Genomic DNA, 15858 nt, shown 5'->3' with positions numbered 1-15858 from the left:
AATGGAAGTAGCCGCTAAGTTGTCGGGCGCTCGAATCTCCGCCCAGAAAGCCCGCTTGGTCGCCGACCAGATCCGCGGGAAGAAGGTGGGCGAAGCGCTCAACCTGTTGGCTTTCAGCAGTAAGAAAGCCGCCGAGATCATGAAGAAAGTGCTGGAGTCGGCCGTAGCCAACGCCGAGCATAACGAAGGCGCAGACGTTGATGACCTGAAGGTCAGCACCGTTTTCGTCAACGAAGGGCGTTCGCTGAAGCGCATCATGCCACGTGCCAAAGGCCGTGCTGATCGCATCGTCAAGCGGTCTTGCCATATCACTGTCAAGGTTGCTGACAAGTAACGGAGTCGAAGAGATGGGTCAGAAAGTACATCCCATTGGCATTCGCCTGGGAATCGTCAAGGAGCACACCTCCGTCTGGTACGCAGACGGTCGGACTTATGCGGACTACTTGTTCGCTGATCTGAAGGTGCGTGAGTATCTCCAAGACAAACTAAAAAGCGCGTCCGTAAGCCGTATCGATATCCATCGTCCGGCGCAAACTGCACGTATCACCATCCACACCGCTCGTCCAGGTATCGTTATCGGGAAGAAAGGTGAAGATGTTGAGAAACTGCGTCAGGACCTGACCAAGCAAATGGGTGTGCCTGTGCACATCAATATCGAAGAGATCCGCAAGCCGGAGCTCGACGGTATGCTGGTTGCGCAGAGCGTAGCTCAGCAGCTGGAGCGTCGCGTAATGTTCCGTCGCGCTATGAAGCGCGCCGTACAGAACGCCATGCGCATTGGTGCCAAAGGCATCAAAATCCAAGTGAGCGGTCGTCTCGGCGGTGCTGAAATCGCACGTACTGAATGGTATCGCGAAGGTCGTGTGCCACTGCACACCCTGCGTGCCGACATCGACTATGCCAACTACGAAGCTCACACCACTTACGGTGTGATCGGTGTAAAGGTTTGGATCTTCAAAGGCGAAGTAATTGGTGGTCGCCAAGAAGAACTGAAACCACAAGCACCAGCGCCTCGTAAAAAAGCTGCTAAGTAAGGGGTACGCCAAATGTTGCAACCTAAGCGTACGAAGTTCCGCAAGCAGATGACAGGCCACAACCGTGGTCTGGCTCAGCGCGGTAGCAAAGTCAGCTTCGGCGAGTTCGCGCTGAAGTCTGTAGCTCGTGGTCGTCTCACCGCTCGTCAGATCGAGTCAGCGCGTCGTGCTCTGACCCGTCACGTAAAACGTGGCGGCAAGATCTGGATCCGTGTATTCCCGGACAAGCCGATCTCCAAAAAACCTCTCGAGGTTCGGATGGGTAAAGGTAAGGGTAACGTGGAATACTGGGTAGCCCAGATTCAGCCAGGCAAAGTCCTGTATGAAATCGAGGGTGTTTCTGAAGAGCTGGCGCGTGAGGCTTTCGCCCTGGCTGCTGCAAAGCTGCCGCTCGCCACCTCCTTTGTTAAACGGACGGTGATGTGATGAAAGCGAATGAACTTCGTGAAAAATCCGCACAGCAGCTGAACGAGCAACTGCTCGGCCTGCTGCGCGACCAGTTCAATCTGCGTATGCAGAAAGCAACTGGCCAGTTGGGGCAGTCTCATCTGCTCTCGCAAGTTAAGCGTGACATCGCTCGCGTGAAGACTGTGCTCAACCAGCAGGCAGGTAAGTGATCATGGCTGAAGCCGAAAAGACTGTCCGTACGCTGACTGGCCGTGTTGTCAGCGACAAGATGGACAAAACCATCACCGTTTTGATCGAGCGTCGCGTTAAGCACCCGATCTACGGTAAATATGTTAAGCGTTCGACTAAGCTGCACGCGCACGACGAAACCAATCAGTGCCACATCGGCGACAAAGTCACTATTCGTGAAACTCGTCCGATGGCCAAGACCAAGTCTTGGGCACTGGTTGATGTTCTCGAACGCGCTGTGGAAGTCTAAGGACTAGGGGTCGGAGAAATTATATGATTCAGACTCAATCCATGCTCGATGTGGCCGATAACAGCGGCGCTCGCCGTGTTATGTGCATCAAGGTGCTGGGTGGCTCCCATCGTCGTTACGCTGGTATCGGTGACATCATCAAAGTTACCGTGAAGGAAGCAATTCCTCGCGGTAAGGTGAAAAAAGGCCAAGTGATGACTGCTGTTGTAGTCCGCACTCGTCACGGCGTACGTCGTGCTGATGGCTCCATTATCCGCTTTGATGGCAACGCTGCTGTTCTTCTGAACAACAAGCAAGAGCCGATCGGCACCCGTATCTTTGGGCCAGTGACCCGTGAACTTCGTACTGAGAAGTTCATGAAGATCGTCTCGCTCGCCCCAGAAGTGCTGTAAGGAGATCCGACATGCAAAAGATTCGTCGTGACGACGAGATCATCGTGATCGCCGGCAAAGACAAAGGTAAGCGCGGTAAGGTGCTTAAGGTTCTCGCTAATAACCGTCTGGTTATCGGTGGTCTGAACCTGGTCAAGCGTCATACCAAGCCTAACCCGATGTCGGGCGTGCAGGGCGGTATCGTCGAGAAAGAAGCTCCGCTGGATGCTTCTAACGTCGCCATCTTCAACGGCGAAACCAACAAGGCTGACCGCGTTGGTTTCAAAGTAGAAGACGGTAAGAAAATTCGTGTCTTCAAGTCGACCCAAAAAGCGGTTGATGCTTGAACACTGCTAGGTAGATTAGACCATGGCACGACTACAAGAGATTTACCGGAAGGAAATCGCCCCTAAGCTTAAGGAAGAACTTAAGCTCGGGAACGTGATGGAAGTTCCGCGCGTCACCAAAATCACCCTGAACATGGGTCTGGGCGAAGCGATCGGCGACAAAAAAGTCATCGAGCACGCTGTTGCTGACCTGGAAAAGATCACCGGTCAAAAAGTCGTTGTGACTTACGCTCGGAAATCCATCGCTGGCTTTAAAGTCCGTGAAGGTTGGCCGATCGGCGTCAAAGTGACTCTGCGCCGTGAGCGTATGTACGAATTCCTGGATCGTCTGCTGTCGATCTCCCTGCCTCGGGTCCGCGACTTCCGCGGCCTGAATGCCAAGTCCTTCGATGGTCGTGGTAACTACAGTATGGGCGTGAAAGAGCAGATCATCTTCCCGGAAATCGACTACGACAAGATCGATGCTCTCCGCGGTCTGGACATCACCCTGACCACCACTGCCAAGAACGATGATGAAGGCCGCGCTCTGCTGCGTGCGTTCAAATTCCCGTTCCGCAACTGATTGGAGTAGGACCATGGCCAAGATGAGCATGAAAAACCGCGAGCTGAAGCGTCAGCTCACGGTTGCCAAGTACGCCAAGAAGCGTGCAGCACTGAAAGCAATCATCGTTGATCTGAACGCAAGTCCAGAAGCGCGTTGGGAAGCTACAGTTGCTCTGCAGAAGCAGCCACGTGACGCAAGCGCTTCGCGCATGCGTAACCGCTGCCGCCTGACCGGTCGTCCACACGGCGTTTACCGCAAGTTCGGCCTCGGCCGTAACAAACTGCGTGAAGCGGCAATGCGTGGTGACGTACCAGGTCTGGTTAAAGCCAGCTGGTAAGTACTTTCAACGTCCAGGTGGTCGGAATCGCAAGATACTGACCGCCGGTGACCTTGAATCTGGATCAAGCCCCTTTTGGGGCTTGTTTCATTTCTGGAGTATGTCTAAAATACGCGGCTCGCCTGAGCCCGTGTTTTTTGTGCTCGGAGATTCTCGGCGACATATGTAGCCGCAAGGCTAATTTTTTTGTATTAGGAGCGTCTAGCCCATGAGTATGCAGGACCCGTTAGCGGACATGCTAACTCGTATCCGTAATGCCCAGATGGCTGAAAAGTCCGTCGTAAGCATGCCATCTTCCAAGTTGAAGGTAGCTGTTGCCAAAGTCCTGAAAGACGAAGGCTACATTGCGGGTTATCAGATCAGCAGCGAAATCAAACCACTGCTGTCCATCGAGCTGAAGTACTTCGAAGGCCGTTCGGTCATCGAGGAAGTGAAGCGCGTTAGCCGTCCAGGCCTGCGTCAGTACAAGTCCGCTGAAGATCTGCCGAAAGTTCGTGGCGGTCTGGGCGTGTCTATCGTCTCCACCAACAAAGGTGTGATGACGGATCGTGCTGCGCGCGCTGCCGGTGTCGGCGGCGAAGTTCTTTGCACTGTGTTCTAAGGGGGGATAAGCATGTCTCGCGTCGCTAAGAACCCCGTTAAGCTGCCAGCCGGTGTCGAAGTCAAATTCGCAGGCCAACAGCTTTCGGTGAAGGGTGCCAAGGGTACTCTTGAACTGAACATCCATTCGTCCGTTGAGATCGTTGAAGAAGCTGGTGAGCTGCGTTTCGCTGCTCGCAATGGCGATCAACAAACTCGCGCAATGGCCGGTACCACGCGTGCGTTGGTAAACAACATGGTCCAGGGCGTAAGCCAAGGCTTCGAGCGCAAGCTCCAGCTGGTCGGTGTTGGTTACAAAGCGCAAGCAAAAGGCACGGTTTTGAACCTTGCCCTTGGCTTCTCGCACCCAGTGGATTACGAACTGCCAGCGGGCATCACTGCTGAGACTCCTAGCCAGACCGATATCCTGATCAAGGGCATCGACAAGCAGCTGGTAGGTCAAGTGGCCGCTGAGATCCGCGACTTCCGTCCACCAGAGCCGTACAAAGGCAAAGGTGTGCGCTACGCGGACGAAGTCGTCCGTCGTAAAGAAGCCAAGAAGAAGTAGGGCATAGCAAATGACCGACAAAAAAGTTACTCGACTGCGTCGCGCTCGCAAAGCACGCCTGAAAATGCACGAACTCGAAGTCGTGCGTCTCTGCGTGTTCCGCTCGTCGCAGCACATCTACGCCCAGGTCATCTCGGCCGACGGCAACAAAGTCCTGGCAAGCGCCTCGACTTTGGATAAAGAACTGCGTGATGGTGCCACTGGCAACATCGACGCGGCCACAAAGGTTGGCCAGCTGGTCGCTACGCGTGCTAAGGCCGCTGGCGTCTCGCAAGTGGCTTTCGACCGCTCTGGCTTCAAGTACCATGGCCGCGTGAAAGCGCTGGCTGATGCTGCTCGTGAAGCTGGGCTGGAGTTCTAAGTTATGTCAAATAACGACCAAAAGCGCGACGAAGGCTACATTGAGAAGCTGGTTCAAGTTAACCGCGTAGCCAAAACCGTTAAAGGCGGCCGTATCTTCACTTTCACCGCGTTGACCGTGGTGGGTGATGGTAAAGGGCGTGTTGGCTTCGGCCGTGGCAAGTCACGTGAAGTGCCTGCCGCGATCCAGAAGGCAATGGAAGCTGCTCGTCGCAACATGATCCAAGTTGATCTGAACGGCACCACTCTGCAGTACGCAATGAAGTCCGCTCACGGCGCTTCGAAGGTGTACATGCAGCCTGCTTCTGAAGGTACCGGTATCATCGCTGGCGGCGCTATGCGTGCTGTCCTCGAAGTTGCTGGCGTTCAGAACGTTCTGGCCAAGTGCTACGGCTCGACTAACCCGGTAAACGTGGTTCACGCCACTTTCAAGGGTCTGAAGGCTATGCAATCTCCTGAGTCCATCGCTGCCAAGCGTGGCCTGACTGTCAAGGAGATCTTCTGATCATGGCTACCGTTAAAGTAACGCTGATCAAAAGCATGACCGGCCGCATCCCTAACCACAAATTGTGCGTTAAAGGTTTGGGTCTGCGTCGCATCGGTCACACTGTAGAAGTCCAGGATACTCCCGAGAATCGCGGGATGATCAACAAGGCTTACTACATGCTGCGTGTAGAGGGTTAATCGATGAAACTCAATGATCTGAGTCCAGCGCCGGGTTCCCGTCGCGAAAAGCATCGTCCGGGCCGTGGTATCGGTAGTGGTTTGGGTAAGACCGGTGGCCGTGGCCACAAGGGTCAAACCTCCCGCTCCGGTGGCACCATTGCTCCAGGCTTTGAAGGCGGTCAACAGCCGCTGCATCGTCGCCTGCCTAAGTTCGGTTTCGTGTCCCTGAAAGCCATGGATCGCGCAGAAGTGCGTCTGTCCGAGCTGGCTAAAGTGGAAGGCGACATCGTTACTGTGCAGACCCTGAAAGATGCCAACGTGATCAACGTCAACGTACAGCGTGTGAAAATCATGCTGTCCGGTGAAGTGACTCGCGCTGTCACTATCGGCAAGGGAATCGGCGCCACCAAAGGTGCGCGTTCGGCTATCGAAGCAGCTGGCGGCAAGTTCGAGGAATAAATGGCTAAGCAAGGTGCTCTCTCAGCGCTCGGCAAAGGCGGTATGTCTGAACTTTGGGCTCGTCTGCGTTTTCTGTTCCTGGCGATTATCGTCTACCGAATAGGCGCACACATCCCGGTTCCAGGTATCAACCCGGACCGACTCGCAGACCTGTTTCGACAGAATGAGGGGACCATTCTTAGCTTGTTCAACATGTTTTCCGGCGGCGCGCTGGAGCGGATGAGCATCTTTGCACTGGGGATCATGCCGTATATCTCGGCATCGATCATCATGCAACTGATGACAGCCGTCAGCCCGCAGCTGGAGCAGTTGAAGAAGGAAGGTGAAGCTGGCCGTCGCAAGATTAGCCAGTACACCCGCTACGGCACTGTCGTCCTCGCCCTGGTTCAAGCTATCGGCATGTCCGTTGGCCTGGCAGGGCAGGGCGTTGCGTTCACTGGTGACTTTGGCTTCCATTTCGTCGCGGTATCCACGTTTGTGGCTGGTGCGATGTTCATGATGTGGCTGGGTGAGCAGATTACTGAGCGTGGTGTTGGCAACGGTATCTCGATGTTGATTTTCGCAGGTATCGTCGCCGGTCTTCCGAGAGCAATCGGGCAGTCTTTCGAGTCTGCGCGTCAGGGTGATATCAATATCTTCGCCTTGGTTGCCATCGGTTTGCTGGCAGTAGCGATTATCGGTTTTGTGGTGTTCATTGAGCGTGGCCAGCGTCGTATTGCTGTTCACTACGCCAAGCGTCAGCAGGGCCGTAAGGTCTTTGCTGCGCAGACCAGCCACTTGCCGCTGAAAGTGAATATGGCCGGTGTTATTCCGGCAATTTTCGCGAGCAGCATCTTGCTGTTTCCGGCTTCGTTGGGTACCTGGTTTGGTCAGTCTGAAAATATGGGCTGGCTGCAGGACCTCTCTCAGTCGATCGCTCCTGGTCAGCCGTTGAATATTCTGCTGTTTAGTGCAGGGATTATTTTCTTCTGCTTCTTCTATACGGCGTTGATGTTCAATCCGAAAGACGTAGCGGAAAACCTGAAGAAGTCCGGTGCCTTTATTCCGGGCATCCGTCCAGGTGAGCAGTCGGCACGCTACATTGATGGCGTTCTGACCCGTTTGACCCTGTTCGGTGCTCTATATATGACGGCCGTATGCTTGTTGCCCCAGTTCCTGGTGGTTGCAGCAAACGTTCCGTTCTACCTTGGCGGGACCTCGTTGCTGATCGTGGTCGTGGTTGTGATGGACTTCATGTCCCAAGTACAATCGCACCTCGTTTCGCACCAGTACGAATCCCTGATGAAGAAAGCCAACCTGAAGGGCTACGGCAGCGGCATGTTGCGCTGAGTACCCCATAAGGTTCGAGGAGTTGGTGATGAAAGTTCGTGCATCGGTGAAAAAGCTGTGCCGTAACTGCAAGATTATTCGCCGCGAAGGTGTTGTTCGAGTAATTTGCAGCGCGGAACCGCGTCACAAACAGCGCCAAGGCTGAGTGTGATCCGCTTGAAGCCCGGCAGCTAGTGCGCTGCCGGGTTGATTATTTGTTATTACAGCGATATTATCTCGCGCCCTATTTCTTGGCTTCCGGGGCGTAGGTAGCTGTCAATTGGAGTCCCACTGAATGGCCCGTATTGCAGGCGTTAACATTCCAGATAACAAGCACACTGTTATCTCGCTGACCTACATCTATGGTGTTGGTCGCACTACTGCGCAGAAAATTTGCGCGGTTGCTGGGGTAAACCCAGCCGCTAAGATCAAGGATCTGAGCGACGAGCAGATTGAACAGCTGCGTGGCGAAGTGGCGAAGTTCACCACTGAAGGTGACCTGCGTCGCGAAATCAACATGAAAATCAAGCGTTTGATGGACCTCGGTTGCTATCGCGGTCTGCGTCATCGTCGTGGTCTTCCAGTACGCGGTCAGCGTACCAAGACTAACGCGCGTACCCGTAAAGGTCCGCGTAAGCCGATCCGCAAGTAATCGCCCCAGCGAATCGACAGGAAAATTATCATGGCAAAACCTGCTGCTCGTCCTCGTAAAAAAGTTAAAAAGACAGTGGTTGATGGCATCGCCCACATCCATGCATCTTTTAACAACACCATCGTGACCATCACCGACCGTCAAGGTAACGCGCTTTCTTGGGCTACCTCCGGTGGTTCGGGTTTCCGCGGTTCCCGCAAGTCCACCCCGTTTGCTGCTCAAGTAGCTGCTGAACGTGCTGGTCAAGCTGCGCTGGAATATGGCCTGAAAAACCTCGACGTTAACGTCAAAGGTCCAGGTCCAGGTCGTGAGTCTGCTGTCCGTGCTTTGAACGGCTGTGGCTATAAGATCGCCAGCATCACCGACGTGACGCCAATCCCGCACAACGGGTGCCGTCCGCCGAAGAAGCGCCGCGTGTAATCCAGGAGATTGTAAAGAATGGCTCGTTACATTGGTCCAAAATGCAAACTCGCTCGTCGCGAAGGCACCGATCTCTTCCTGAAGAGCGGCGTGCGCGCGATCGAATCGAAGTGCAACATTGAAGCAGCACCTGGTATCCACGGCCAACGCCGCGGTCGCCAGTCCGACTACGGCACCCAACTGCGTGAAAAGCAGAAGGTCCGTCGTATCTACGGCGTTCTCGAGCGTCAGTTCAGCGGCTACTACAAAGAAGCTGCTGGCAAGAAAGGTGCAACCGGTGAAAACCTGCTGCAACTGCTCGAATGCCGTCTGGACAACGTTGTATACCGTATGGGCTTTGGTTCGACTCGTGCCGAATCCCGTCAGCTGGTATCGCACAAGTCGATCAGCGTTAACGGTCAGACCGTAAACGTTCCGTCCTACCAGGTTCGTGCTGGTGACGTGGTCGCAGTTCGCGAGAAAGCAAAAAACCAACTTCGCATTGTCCAAGCTCTCGATCTGTGTGCCCAACGTGGCCGCGTAGAATGGGTAGAAGTAGACACTGAGAAGAAGTCGGGCGTTTTCAAGAACGTTCCTGCTCGCAGTGATCTGTCCGCCGACATCAACGAAAGCCTGATTGTCGAGCTCTACTCCAAGTAAGGGCTAGAAAATAGGTGCATCCATGCAGATTTCGGTAAATGAGTTCCTGACACCCCGCCACATTGATGTGCAGGTTGTCAGTCCAACCCGCGCCAAAATTACTCTCGAGCCTCTCGAGCGTGGTTTTGGCCACACCCTGGGCAACGCGCTGCGCCGCATCCTGTTGTCCTCAATGCCCGGCTGTGCAGTAGTCGAGGCCGAGATTGACGGTGTGCTCCACGAGTACAGCGCCATCGAAGGTGTACAGGAAGACGTAATTGAAATCCTGTTGAACCTTAAAGGTCTGGCTATCAAGCTGCACGGCCGTGACGAAGTTACGCTGACCTTGTCGAAGAAGGGTTCGGGGGTGGTTACCGCTGCCGATATTCAGCTGGATCATGATGTCGAGATCGTTAACCCCGATCACGTAATCGCTAACCTGGCGTCTAACGGCGCCCTGAACATGAAGCTCACTGTAGCTCGTGGTCGTGGTTATGAACCGGCCGACTCGCGTCAGAGCGATGAAGACGAAAGCCGCAGCATTGGTCGCTTGCAGCTTGACTCTTCGTTCAGCCCGGTTCGCCGTATCGCATACGTGGTGGAAAACGCCCGTGTCGAGCAGCGTACTAACCTGGACAAGCTGGTTATTGATCTGGAAACCAACGGTACCCTGGATCCTGAAGAGGCTATCCGCCGCGCTGCAACCATTCTGCAACAGCAGTTGGCTGCGTTCGTCGACCTCAAAGGTGACAGCGAACCAGTGGTAATCGAGCAGGAAGACGAGATCGATCCGATCCTGCTTCGCCCGGTTGACGATCTGGAACTGACTGTACGTTCGGCTAACTGCCTTAAGGCGGAAAACATTTACTACATCGGTGACCTGATCCAGCGCACCGAAGTAGAACTGTTGAAGACTCCGAACCTGGGCAAGAAATCCTTGACTGAAATCAAGGACGTTCTGGCCTCCCGCGGTCTGTCCCTCGGCATGCGCCTCGACAACTGGCCGCCTGCAAGTCTTAAGAAGGACGACAAGGCGACTGCCTGATCGTCGTAATCACCGAACGTGAGTTTGGTAAGGAATGAACCATGCGTCATCGTAAAAGTGGTCGTCACCTGAGCCGTACCAGCTCGCACCGCAAGGCCATGTTCCAAAACATGGCGGTGTCGCTGTTCGAGCACGAGCTGATCAAAACTACACTGCCGAAAGCTAAAGAACTGCGTCGCGTTGCTGAGCCGCTGATCACTTTGGCCAAGACAGACAGCCTGGCTAACCGCCGTCTGGCTTTCGACCGTACTCGTTCGAAAGCTATCGTTGGTAAGCTCTTCAACGACCTGGGCAAGCGTTACGCTACCCGTGAGGGCGGCTACCTGCGCATCCTCAAGTGCGGTTTCCGCGCTGGCGACAACGCGCCTATGGCGTACGTCGAGTTGGTTGATCGTGCTACTGCTGGCGAAGCTGTAAGCGCCGAGTAATACGACAAGCTGCAACGAAGAACCGGGCCTAGTGCCCGGTTTTTTGTGCGCGTAACAAAAGCGCGTTGCGTACAAGAATCTTCAGGCGACACGCTTCACTATGAGCATCGGGCATGTTGGTAGTTATTTTCTATTGAAGCCTACAATTTAATGAATTTGTAGGTGTCATGTGAATGGTCAATACTCCCTCCAAGCCGATTAGCCGGCAGTTTCAAGCCCGACCTGAGGAAGATGCGCATGAGCCAGAATAAAGTCCTTACCACCGCCAGCGGCGCGCCCGTTGCGGACAATCAGAACTCACGTTCCGCCGGCCCTCGTGGCCCCTTGCTGCTCGACGATTTTCACCTGATCGAGAAGCTCGCTCACTTCAACCGTGAAAACATCCCTGAGCGTCGCGTGCACGCCAAAGGTTCGGGTGCCTTCGGTACCTTCACGGTGACAAAAGACATTACCCAATACACCAGCGCCAAATTGTTCGAGTCTGTTGGCAAGCAGACGCCTACGTTCCTGCGTTTCTCCACGGTAGGTGGGGAGCGCGGTTCGGCCGACACTGAGCGCGATCCACGTGGCTTCGCCTTGAAGTTCTACACCGAGGAAGGCAACTGGGACATCGTCGGTAACAACACCCCTGTGTTTTTTATCCGTGATCCGCTGAAGTTCCCGGATTTTATCCACACCCAGAAGCGTTTGCCCCAAAGCAACCTGAAAAGCGCGCAGATGATGTGGGATTTTTGGTCGCACTCCCCTGAGGCATTGCACCAGGTCACCATCCTGTTTTCGGACCGCGGGATTCCAGACGGCTACCGTCACATGCACGGTTTCGGCAGCCACACTTACAGTCTGATCAATGCCCAGGGCGAGCGTCATTGGGTGAAGTGGCACTACAAGACCAAGCAAGGCATCAAGAACCTGGCTCCGGCCGAGGCTGCCCGCTTGGCGGGTACCGATCCTGACTACGCCCAACGCGATCTGTTTGGTGCAATCGAGCGCGGTGACTTCCCCAAGTGGCGCGTGTGCATCCAGATCATGACCGAGGCGCAGGCGAATGCCCATTACGAAAACCCGTTTGATGTGACCAAGACCTGGTCGCAAAAAGAGTTCCCGTTGATTGAAGTGGGTGAGCTGGAGCTCAACCGTAATCCGCAGAACTACTTCGCGGAAGTTGAGCAGGCTGCATTTGGCCCAAGCAACATGGTCCCAGGCGTTGGCCTGTCCCCAGACCGTATGCTCCAAGGTCGGGTGTTCGCCTACGCCGATGCTCACCGCTATCGTGTGGGTACCAACCACCAGCAACTGCCGGTGAACGCGCCACGTAGCCCGGTTAACAGCTACCAGCGTGACGGTTCCATGGCTTTCGGCAGCAACGGTGGGGCGGCTCCGAACTACGAGCCAAACAGCTATGCCGACGCACCGAAACAAGCCCCGCAATATGCAGAGCCAGCACTGGCCCTGAGCGGCGCTGCCGATCGTTACGATCACCGCGAAGATACGGACTACTACAGCCACGCCGGTGCGTTGTTCCGTCTGATGAATGATGAGCAGAAAGCGTTGCTCACCAATAACATCGCGGGCGCAATGGCTGGGGTTTCCAGCGATGTGGTCCAGCGTCAACTGCAGCACTTCTATAAGGCTGACCCGGCTTATGGAGAAGCAATTGCAAAGGCACTGGGTGTATCGCTTAACTGACTCTAAACGATAAGCAGAACCGCCCTCATTTGGGCGGTTTTTGCGTTATTTCAGCTACTTTTCTCCGGAAATCTTCACTTTTCTGCCGTTTGTCCCGTGACCTTCAAGTCAGCATGGTTCAAACTACAGTCTTTCAAGCAGGGAGATGTAGGGCGATGCAAGGTCACCCCGACGTAATCGATTACCTCAACACGTTGCTGACGGGCGAACTGGCAGCTCGTGACCAATATTTCATCCATTCGCGTATGTACGAAGACTGGGGCTTTACCGAGCTCTATGAGCGTATCAACCACGAAATGGAAGAAGAGGCACAGCACGCTGACGCCCTGATGCGCCGCATTCTGATGCTCGAAGGCACGCCGCGTATGCGTCCTGATGATCTGGACGTGGGTACCACAGTGCCTGATATGCTCGCTGCCGATCTTCGCCTTGAGTACAAGGTCCGTGCCGCACTCTGCAAGGGCATTGAGCTTTGCGAACAGCACAACGACTATGTCACCCGCGAAATATTGCGGGTGCAGTTGAATGACACCGAAGAAGATCACACCTACTGGCTGGAAAAGCAGTTGGGCCTGATCAAGTTGATCGGCCTGGAGAATTACCTGCAATCGCAGTTCTGATTCCCGGTTACAAAAAAGCCCCTGTCACCGCAAAGTGGCAGGGGCTTTTTATTGGGCGATGAAAAAATCAGGCCCTGTCGCGTTCCAGCAACGGTTTCAAGTAGTAACCGGTGTGCGATTGAGGCATTTCGGAAACCTGCTCCGGAGTGCCCACTGCGATGATCTGGCCACCCTTAGAACCACCTTCTGGCCCCAGGTCTACCAGCCAGTCGGCAGTCTTGATCACATCAAGGTTGTGCTCGATCACCACCACGGTATTGCCGTGGTCCCGCAAGCGGTGCAGTACGTCCAGCAACTGCTGGATATCCGCGAAGTGCAGGCCAGTGGTCGGCTCATCGAGGATGTACAAGGTTTTGCCGGTATCACGCTTGGACAGCTCGCGAGATAGCTTGACCCGCTGCGCCTCGCCACCCGACAGCGTGGTCGCTGACTGCCCCAGCTTGATGTACGACAGGCCCACATCCATCAGCGTCTGCAGCTTGCGCGCCAGCGCCGGCACTGCGTCGAAGAACTCGCGAGCTTCCTCGATCGTCATCTCCAGGGTTTCATGGATGCTCTTGCCCTTGTACTTGATCTCCAGGGTCTCGCGGTTGTAGCGCTTGCTCTTGCACACATCGCACGGCACGTAGATGTCCGGCAGGAAGTGCATTTCCACCTTGATCAGGCCATCGCCCTGGCACGCTTCACAGCGGCCACCCTTGACGTTGAACGAGAAGCGGCCCGGCCCATAACCCCGTGAGCGCGACTCTGGCACGCCAGCGAACAACTCACGGATAGGGGTAAACAGCCCGGTGTAGGTGGCTGGGTTGGAGCGAGGCGTACGCCCAATCGGGCTCTGGTCGATGTCGACCACCTTGTCCAGATGCTCCAGGCCCTTGATGCTGTCGTGAGCCGCCGCTTCCAGGGTGGTCGCGCCATTCAGGGCGGTGGCACTCAGTGGGAACAGGGTGTTGTTGATCAGCGTCGACTTGCCCGAACCGGAAACACCGGTCACGCAGGTCAGCAGGCCCAGCGGAATCTCCAGGTCGACATTGCGCAGGTTGTTCCCGCGCGCGCCCTTGAGATGCAGCGCCATCTTCTTGTTACGCGGCGTTCGCTTGGCGGGTACTTCAATCTTCACACGGCCGGACAAGTATTTGCCGGTCAGTGAGTCAGGATGTGCCATCACCTCGGCAGGCGTGCCTTCAGCAACGATATGGCCGCCATGCACGCCCGCGCCGGGGCCGATATCGACCACGTAGTCCGCCAGGCGGATAGCGTCTTCATCATGCTCGACCACGATCACGGTATTGCCGATATCGCGAAGGTGTTTCAGCGTGCCCAGCAGGCGGTCGTTATCCCGTTGGTGCAAGCCAATCGACGGCTCGTCGAGGATATACAGCACGCCCACGAGGCCGGCGCCGATCTGGCTGGCCAGGCGAATGCGCTGTGCCTCACCGCCAGACAGGGTATCGGCACTGCGGTCCAGCGACAGATAGTCCAGGCCCACGTTGACCAGGAACTGCAATCGCTCGCGAATCTCCTTGAGGATCTTGTCGGCAATCTCTCCACGACGACCGGTCAGCTTCAGCACGCCAAAGTATTCACAGGCATCGCCGATCGGCAGGTTGGTTACTGCCGGCAGGGTCTTCTCGCCCACCCATACATGCCGGGCTTCACGGCGCAGGCGCGTGCCACGGCAATCCGGGCATGGCTGTGTGCTGAGGAACTTCGCCAGCTCCTCGCGCACGCTCGCCGATTCGGTTTCGCGGTAACGGCGTTCCAGGTTCGGCACGATGCCTTCGAACGGGTGCGAGCGCTTGACGATATCGCCGCGATCGTTCAGGTATTTGAAGTCGACATTCTGCGAACCACTGCCATGCAGAATGACCTTCTGCTGGTCTGCCGGGAGTTGGTTGAACGGTACTTCCAGGCTGAACTTGTAGTGGGAGGCCAACGACCCAAGCATCTGGAAGTAGTAGACGTTACGTCTGTCCCATCCGCGTATCGCACCCTCGGCCAAGGTCAGCTCGCCATTGACCAGGCGCTTGATGTCAAAAAACTGCTTCACACCCAGGCCGTCGCAAGTCGGGCAGGCGCCGGCCGGGTTGTTGAAGGAAAACAGTTTGGGTTCCAGCTCGCTGATGGCATGGCCACAGATCGGGCAGGCGAAGCGTGCGGAGAAGATGATCTCTTCGCCCGGCTCGTCATCCATCGGCGCTACCAGAGCAATGCCATCGGCCAGCTTCAGCGCGGTTTCGAACGATTCCGCCAAACGCTGCTGCAAGTCGGCGCGCACCTTGAATCGGTCGACCACCACATCAATGGAGTGCTTTTTCTGCTTGTCCAGCTTCGGCGCTTCGTCCAGCTCATAGAGCTTGCCGTTGATGCGCGCACGTACAAAACCCTGGGCACGCAGCTCTTCGAAGACCGACAGGTGTTCGCCCTTGCGCTCGCGAATGACAGGCGCCAGCAGCATCAGCTTGGCGCCTTCGGGCTGGGCCAGCACCAGGTCGACCATCTGGCTGACGGTCTGGGCTTCCAGGGGGATATCGTGGTCCGGGCAGCGCGGAATGCCCACGCGCGCATACAGCAGGCGCAGGTAGTCGTAGATCTCGGTAATGGTACCCACGGTGGAGCGCGGGTTGTGGGACGTGGATTTCTGCTCGATGGAAATAGCCGGCGACAGGCCTTCAATGGTGTCGACATCGGGCTTTTCCATCATCGACAGGAACTGCCTGGCGTAGGCCGACAGCGATTCCACATAGCGACGCTGACCTTCGGCATACAGCGTGTCGAACGCCAGGGACGATTTGCCGGAGCCGGACAAGCCGGTGATGACGATCAGTTTGTCCCGGGGCAGGGTCAGGTCGATGTTCTTCAGGTTGTGGGTTCTAGCCCCACGAATCAGGATCTTGTCCAAGATGGCCTCGCACGGCGGGCGTAAATGA

25 protein-coding genes are annotated in these 15858 nt (G+C 55.7%); 24 read left to right on the top strand and 1 reads right to left on the bottom strand.

Annotation, left to right across the window (positions count from 1 at the left end; all coding sequences use genetic code 11):
• Position 1 precedes the first annotated feature (1 nt).
• The 24 genes from rplV to bfr all read left to right on the top strand — a co-directional run bounded on the left by rplV (position 2) and on the right by bfr (position 12928).
• Positions 2-334: a 50S ribosomal protein L22 gene (rplV, locus tag CLM72_RS25275; RefSeq protein ID WP_003103908.1), complete on the top strand. Its 333-nt coding sequence runs from the start codon at positions 2-4 to the stop codon at positions 332-334.
• 13 nt (positions 335-347) lie between these two features.
• The gene (gene rpsC / locus CLM72_RS25270; protein ID WP_003176422.1) at positions 348-1034 is read left to right on the top strand and encodes a 30S ribosomal protein S3; all 687 of its coding nucleotides are present in this window, start codon (positions 348-350) and stop codon (positions 1032-1034) included.
• Between the two features lie 12 nt (positions 1035-1046).
• Complete coding sequence (gene rplP / locus CLM72_RS25265; protein ID WP_003176421.1) at positions 1047-1460, top strand: 50S ribosomal protein L16; 414 nt, start codon at positions 1047-1049, stop codon at positions 1458-1460.
• Complete coding sequence (gene rpmC, locus CLM72_RS25260; RefSeq protein WP_002555481.1) at positions 1460-1651, top strand: 50S ribosomal protein L29; 192 nt, start codon at positions 1460-1462, stop codon at positions 1649-1651. Before rplP ends, rpmC begins: the two co-directional genes overlap by 1 nt.
• 2 nt (positions 1652-1653) lie before the next feature.
• On the top strand, positions 1654-1920 hold the full coding sequence (rpsQ, locus tag CLM72_RS25255) for a 30S ribosomal protein S17 (protein WP_003194644.1): 267 nt from the start codon (positions 1654-1656) through the stop codon (positions 1918-1920).
• A gap of 23 nt (positions 1921-1943) precedes the next feature.
• Positions 1944-2312: a 50S ribosomal protein L14 gene (gene rplN / locus CLM72_RS25250; protein WP_002555479.1), complete on the top strand. Its 369-nt coding sequence runs from the start codon at positions 1944-1946 to the stop codon at positions 2310-2312.
• A gap of 11 nt (positions 2313-2323) precedes the next feature.
• On the top strand, positions 2324-2638 hold the full coding sequence (gene rplX / locus CLM72_RS25245; RefSeq protein ID WP_003176416.1) for a 50S ribosomal protein L24: 315 nt from the start codon (positions 2324-2326) through the stop codon (positions 2636-2638).
• 22 nt (positions 2639-2660) lie between these two features.
• On the top strand, positions 2661-3200 hold the full coding sequence (rplE, locus tag CLM72_RS25240) for a 50S ribosomal protein L5 (RefSeq protein ID WP_003194642.1): 540 nt from the start codon (positions 2661-2663) through the stop codon (positions 3198-3200).
• A 13-nt stretch (positions 3201-3213) separates the two neighbouring features.
• Entirely contained in the window at positions 3214-3519 is a 306-nt protein-coding gene (gene rpsN, locus CLM72_RS25235) for a 30S ribosomal protein S14 (protein WP_003176414.1), read from the top strand.
• A 208-nt stretch (positions 3520-3727) separates the two neighbouring features.
• Positions 3728-4120, top strand: coding sequence for a 30S ribosomal protein S8 (gene rpsH / locus CLM72_RS25230; RefSeq protein ID WP_003176413.1), 393 nt, complete (start codon positions 3728-3730; stop codon positions 4118-4120).
• A gap of 12 nt (positions 4121-4132) precedes the next feature.
• Positions 4133-4666, top strand: coding sequence for a 50S ribosomal protein L6 (gene rplF, locus CLM72_RS25225; RefSeq protein WP_003194640.1), 534 nt, complete (start codon positions 4133-4135; stop codon positions 4664-4666).
• A 10-nt stretch (positions 4667-4676) separates the two neighbouring features.
• On the top strand, positions 4677-5027 hold the full coding sequence (gene rplR / locus CLM72_RS25220) for a 50S ribosomal protein L18 (protein ID WP_003186037.1): 351 nt from the start codon (positions 4677-4679) through the stop codon (positions 5025-5027).
• 3 nt (positions 5028-5030) lie between these two features.
• Positions 5031-5531 carry a 30S ribosomal protein S5 gene (gene rpsE / locus CLM72_RS25215; protein WP_003176409.1) on the top strand — a complete coding sequence of 167 codons (501 nt, stop codon included), beginning with the start codon at positions 5031-5033 and terminating at the stop codon, positions 5529-5531.
• Positions 5532-5533: 2 nt separating this feature from the next.
• Positions 5534-5710 carry a 50S ribosomal protein L30 gene (gene rpmD / locus CLM72_RS25210; protein WP_003176408.1) on the top strand — a complete coding sequence of 59 codons (177 nt, stop codon included), beginning with the start codon at positions 5534-5536 and terminating at the stop codon, positions 5708-5710.
• A 3-nt stretch (positions 5711-5713) separates the two neighbouring features.
• Positions 5714-6151: a 50S ribosomal protein L15 gene (rplO, locus tag CLM72_RS25205; protein WP_003176407.1), complete on the top strand. Its 438-nt coding sequence runs from the start codon at positions 5714-5716 to the stop codon at positions 6149-6151.
• Complete coding sequence (gene secY / locus CLM72_RS25200; protein WP_003194637.1) at positions 6152-7480, top strand: preprotein translocase subunit SecY; 1329 nt, start codon at positions 6152-6154, stop codon at positions 7478-7480.
• 28 nt (positions 7481-7508) lie between these two features.
• A complete protein-coding gene (rpmJ, locus tag CLM72_RS25195) occupies positions 7509-7625 on the top strand; it encodes a 50S ribosomal protein L36 (protein ID WP_002555468.1) in 117 nt (38 codons plus the stop codon).
• Between the two features lie 129 nt (positions 7626-7754).
• Complete coding sequence (rpsM, locus tag CLM72_RS25190) at positions 7755-8111, top strand: 30S ribosomal protein S13 (protein ID WP_003194635.1); 357 nt, start codon at positions 7755-7757, stop codon at positions 8109-8111.
• A gap of 30 nt (positions 8112-8141) precedes the next feature.
• On the top strand, positions 8142-8531 hold the full coding sequence (gene rpsK, locus CLM72_RS25185; protein ID WP_002555466.1) for a 30S ribosomal protein S11: 390 nt from the start codon (positions 8142-8144) through the stop codon (positions 8529-8531).
• A gap of 18 nt (positions 8532-8549) precedes the next feature.
• A complete protein-coding gene (gene rpsD, locus CLM72_RS25180; RefSeq protein WP_003176404.1) occupies positions 8550-9170 on the top strand; it encodes a 30S ribosomal protein S4 in 621 nt (206 codons plus the stop codon).
• Positions 9171-9192: 22 nt separating this feature from the next.
• Positions 9193-10194 carry a DNA-directed RNA polymerase subunit alpha gene (rpoA, locus tag CLM72_RS25175; RefSeq protein WP_003176403.1) on the top strand — a complete coding sequence of 334 codons (1002 nt, stop codon included), beginning with the start codon at positions 9193-9195 and terminating at the stop codon, positions 10192-10194.
• 41 nt (positions 10195-10235) lie between these two features.
• Positions 10236-10622: a 50S ribosomal protein L17 gene (rplQ, locus tag CLM72_RS25170; protein WP_003176402.1), complete on the top strand. Its 387-nt coding sequence runs from the start codon at positions 10236-10238 to the stop codon at positions 10620-10622.
• A 237-nt stretch (positions 10623-10859) separates the two neighbouring features.
• A complete protein-coding gene (locus CLM72_RS25165; protein ID WP_044269390.1) occupies positions 10860-12308 on the top strand; it encodes a catalase in 1449 nt (482 codons plus the stop codon).
• A gap of 155 nt (positions 12309-12463) precedes the next feature.
• Entirely contained in the window at positions 12464-12928 is a 465-nt protein-coding gene (bfr, locus tag CLM72_RS25160; RefSeq protein WP_003176400.1) for a bacterioferritin, read from the top strand.
• Positions 12929-12995: 67 nt separating this feature from the next.
• Here the strand turns inward: bfr and uvrA are convergent, their stop codons facing one another.
• The gene (gene uvrA, locus CLM72_RS25155; protein WP_056785288.1) at positions 12996-15830 is read right to left on the bottom strand and encodes an excinuclease ABC subunit UvrA; all 2835 of its coding nucleotides are present in this window, start codon (positions 15828-15830) and stop codon (positions 12996-12998) included.
• Positions 15831-15858 lie beyond the last annotated feature (28 nt).

It is taken from the genome of Pseudomonas sp. MYb193 (assembly GCF_002966775.1).
GTDB lineage: Bacteria > Pseudomonadota > Gammaproteobacteria > Pseudomonadales > Pseudomonadaceae > Aquipseudomonas > Aquipseudomonas paracarnis.
The sequence above is the reverse complement of the archived record's forward strand: the minus strand, read 5'-3'. Positions and strand labels throughout refer to the sequence as shown.

Coding starts and splice junctions, on each gene's coding strand:
- rplF (WP_003194640.1), top strand. CDS start 4,133: ATGTCTCGCGTCGCTAAGAACCCCGTTAAGCTGCCAGCCGGTGTCGAA.
- rplO (WP_003176407.1), top strand. CDS start 5,714: ATGAAACTCAATGATCTGAGTCCAGCGCCGGGTTCCCGTCGCGAAAAG.
- rpsN (WP_003176414.1), top strand. CDS start 3,214: ATGGCCAAGATGAGCATGAAAAACCGCGAGCTGAAGCGTCAGCTCACG.
- rpsM (WP_003194635.1), top strand. CDS start 7,755: ATGGCCCGTATTGCAGGCGTTAACATTCCAGATAACAAGCACACTGTT.
- rpoA (WP_003176403.1), top strand. CDS start 9,193: ATGCAGATTTCGGTAAATGAGTTCCTGACACCCCGCCACATTGATGTG.
- rpmD (WP_003176408.1), top strand. CDS start 5,534: ATGGCTACCGTTAAAGTAACGCTGATCAAAAGCATGACCGGCCGCATC.
- rpmC (WP_002555481.1), top strand. CDS start 1,460: ATGAAAGCGAATGAACTTCGTGAAAAATCCGCACAGCAGCTGAACGAG.
- rpsE (WP_003176409.1), top strand. CDS start 5,031: ATGTCAAATAACGACCAAAAGCGCGACGAAGGCTACATTGAGAAGCTG.
- secY (WP_003194637.1), top strand. CDS start 6,152: ATGGCTAAGCAAGGTGCTCTCTCAGCGCTCGGCAAAGGCGGTATGTCT.
- rplR (WP_003186037.1), top strand. CDS start 4,677: ATGACCGACAAAAAAGTTACTCGACTGCGTCGCGCTCGCAAAGCACGC.
- CLM72_RS25165 (WP_044269390.1), top strand. CDS start 10,860: ATGAGCCAGAATAAAGTCCTTACCACCGCCAGCGGCGCGCCCGTTGCG.
- rpsK (WP_002555466.1), top strand. CDS start 8,142: ATGGCAAAACCTGCTGCTCGTCCTCGTAAAAAAGTTAAAAAGACAGTG.
- rplN (WP_002555479.1), top strand. CDS start 1,944: ATGATTCAGACTCAATCCATGCTCGATGTGGCCGATAACAGCGGCGCT.
- rplQ (WP_003176402.1), top strand. CDS start 10,236: ATGCGTCATCGTAAAAGTGGTCGTCACCTGAGCCGTACCAGCTCGCAC.
- bfr (WP_003176400.1), top strand. CDS start 12,464: ATGCAAGGTCACCCCGACGTAATCGATTACCTCAACACGTTGCTGACG.
- rpmJ (WP_002555468.1), top strand. CDS start 7,509: ATGAAAGTTCGTGCATCGGTGAAAAAGCTGTGCCGTAACTGCAAGATT.
- rplX (WP_003176416.1), top strand. CDS start 2,324: ATGCAAAAGATTCGTCGTGACGACGAGATCATCGTGATCGCCGGCAAA.
- rplE (WP_003194642.1), top strand. CDS start 2,661: ATGGCACGACTACAAGAGATTTACCGGAAGGAAATCGCCCCTAAGCTT.
- rplP (WP_003176421.1), top strand. CDS start 1,047: ATGTTGCAACCTAAGCGTACGAAGTTCCGCAAGCAGATGACAGGCCAC.
- rpsQ (WP_003194644.1), top strand. CDS start 1,654: ATGGCTGAAGCCGAAAAGACTGTCCGTACGCTGACTGGCCGTGTTGTC.
- rpsD (WP_003176404.1), top strand. CDS start 8,550: ATGGCTCGTTACATTGGTCCAAAATGCAAACTCGCTCGTCGCGAAGGC.
- rplV (WP_003103908.1), top strand. CDS start 2: ATGGAAGTAGCCGCTAAGTTGTCGGGCGCTCGAATCTCCGCCCAGAAA.
- rpsH (WP_003176413.1), top strand. CDS start 3,728: ATGAGTATGCAGGACCCGTTAGCGGACATGCTAACTCGTATCCGTAAT.
- rpsC (WP_003176422.1), top strand. CDS start 348: ATGGGTCAGAAAGTACATCCCATTGGCATTCGCCTGGGAATCGTCAAG.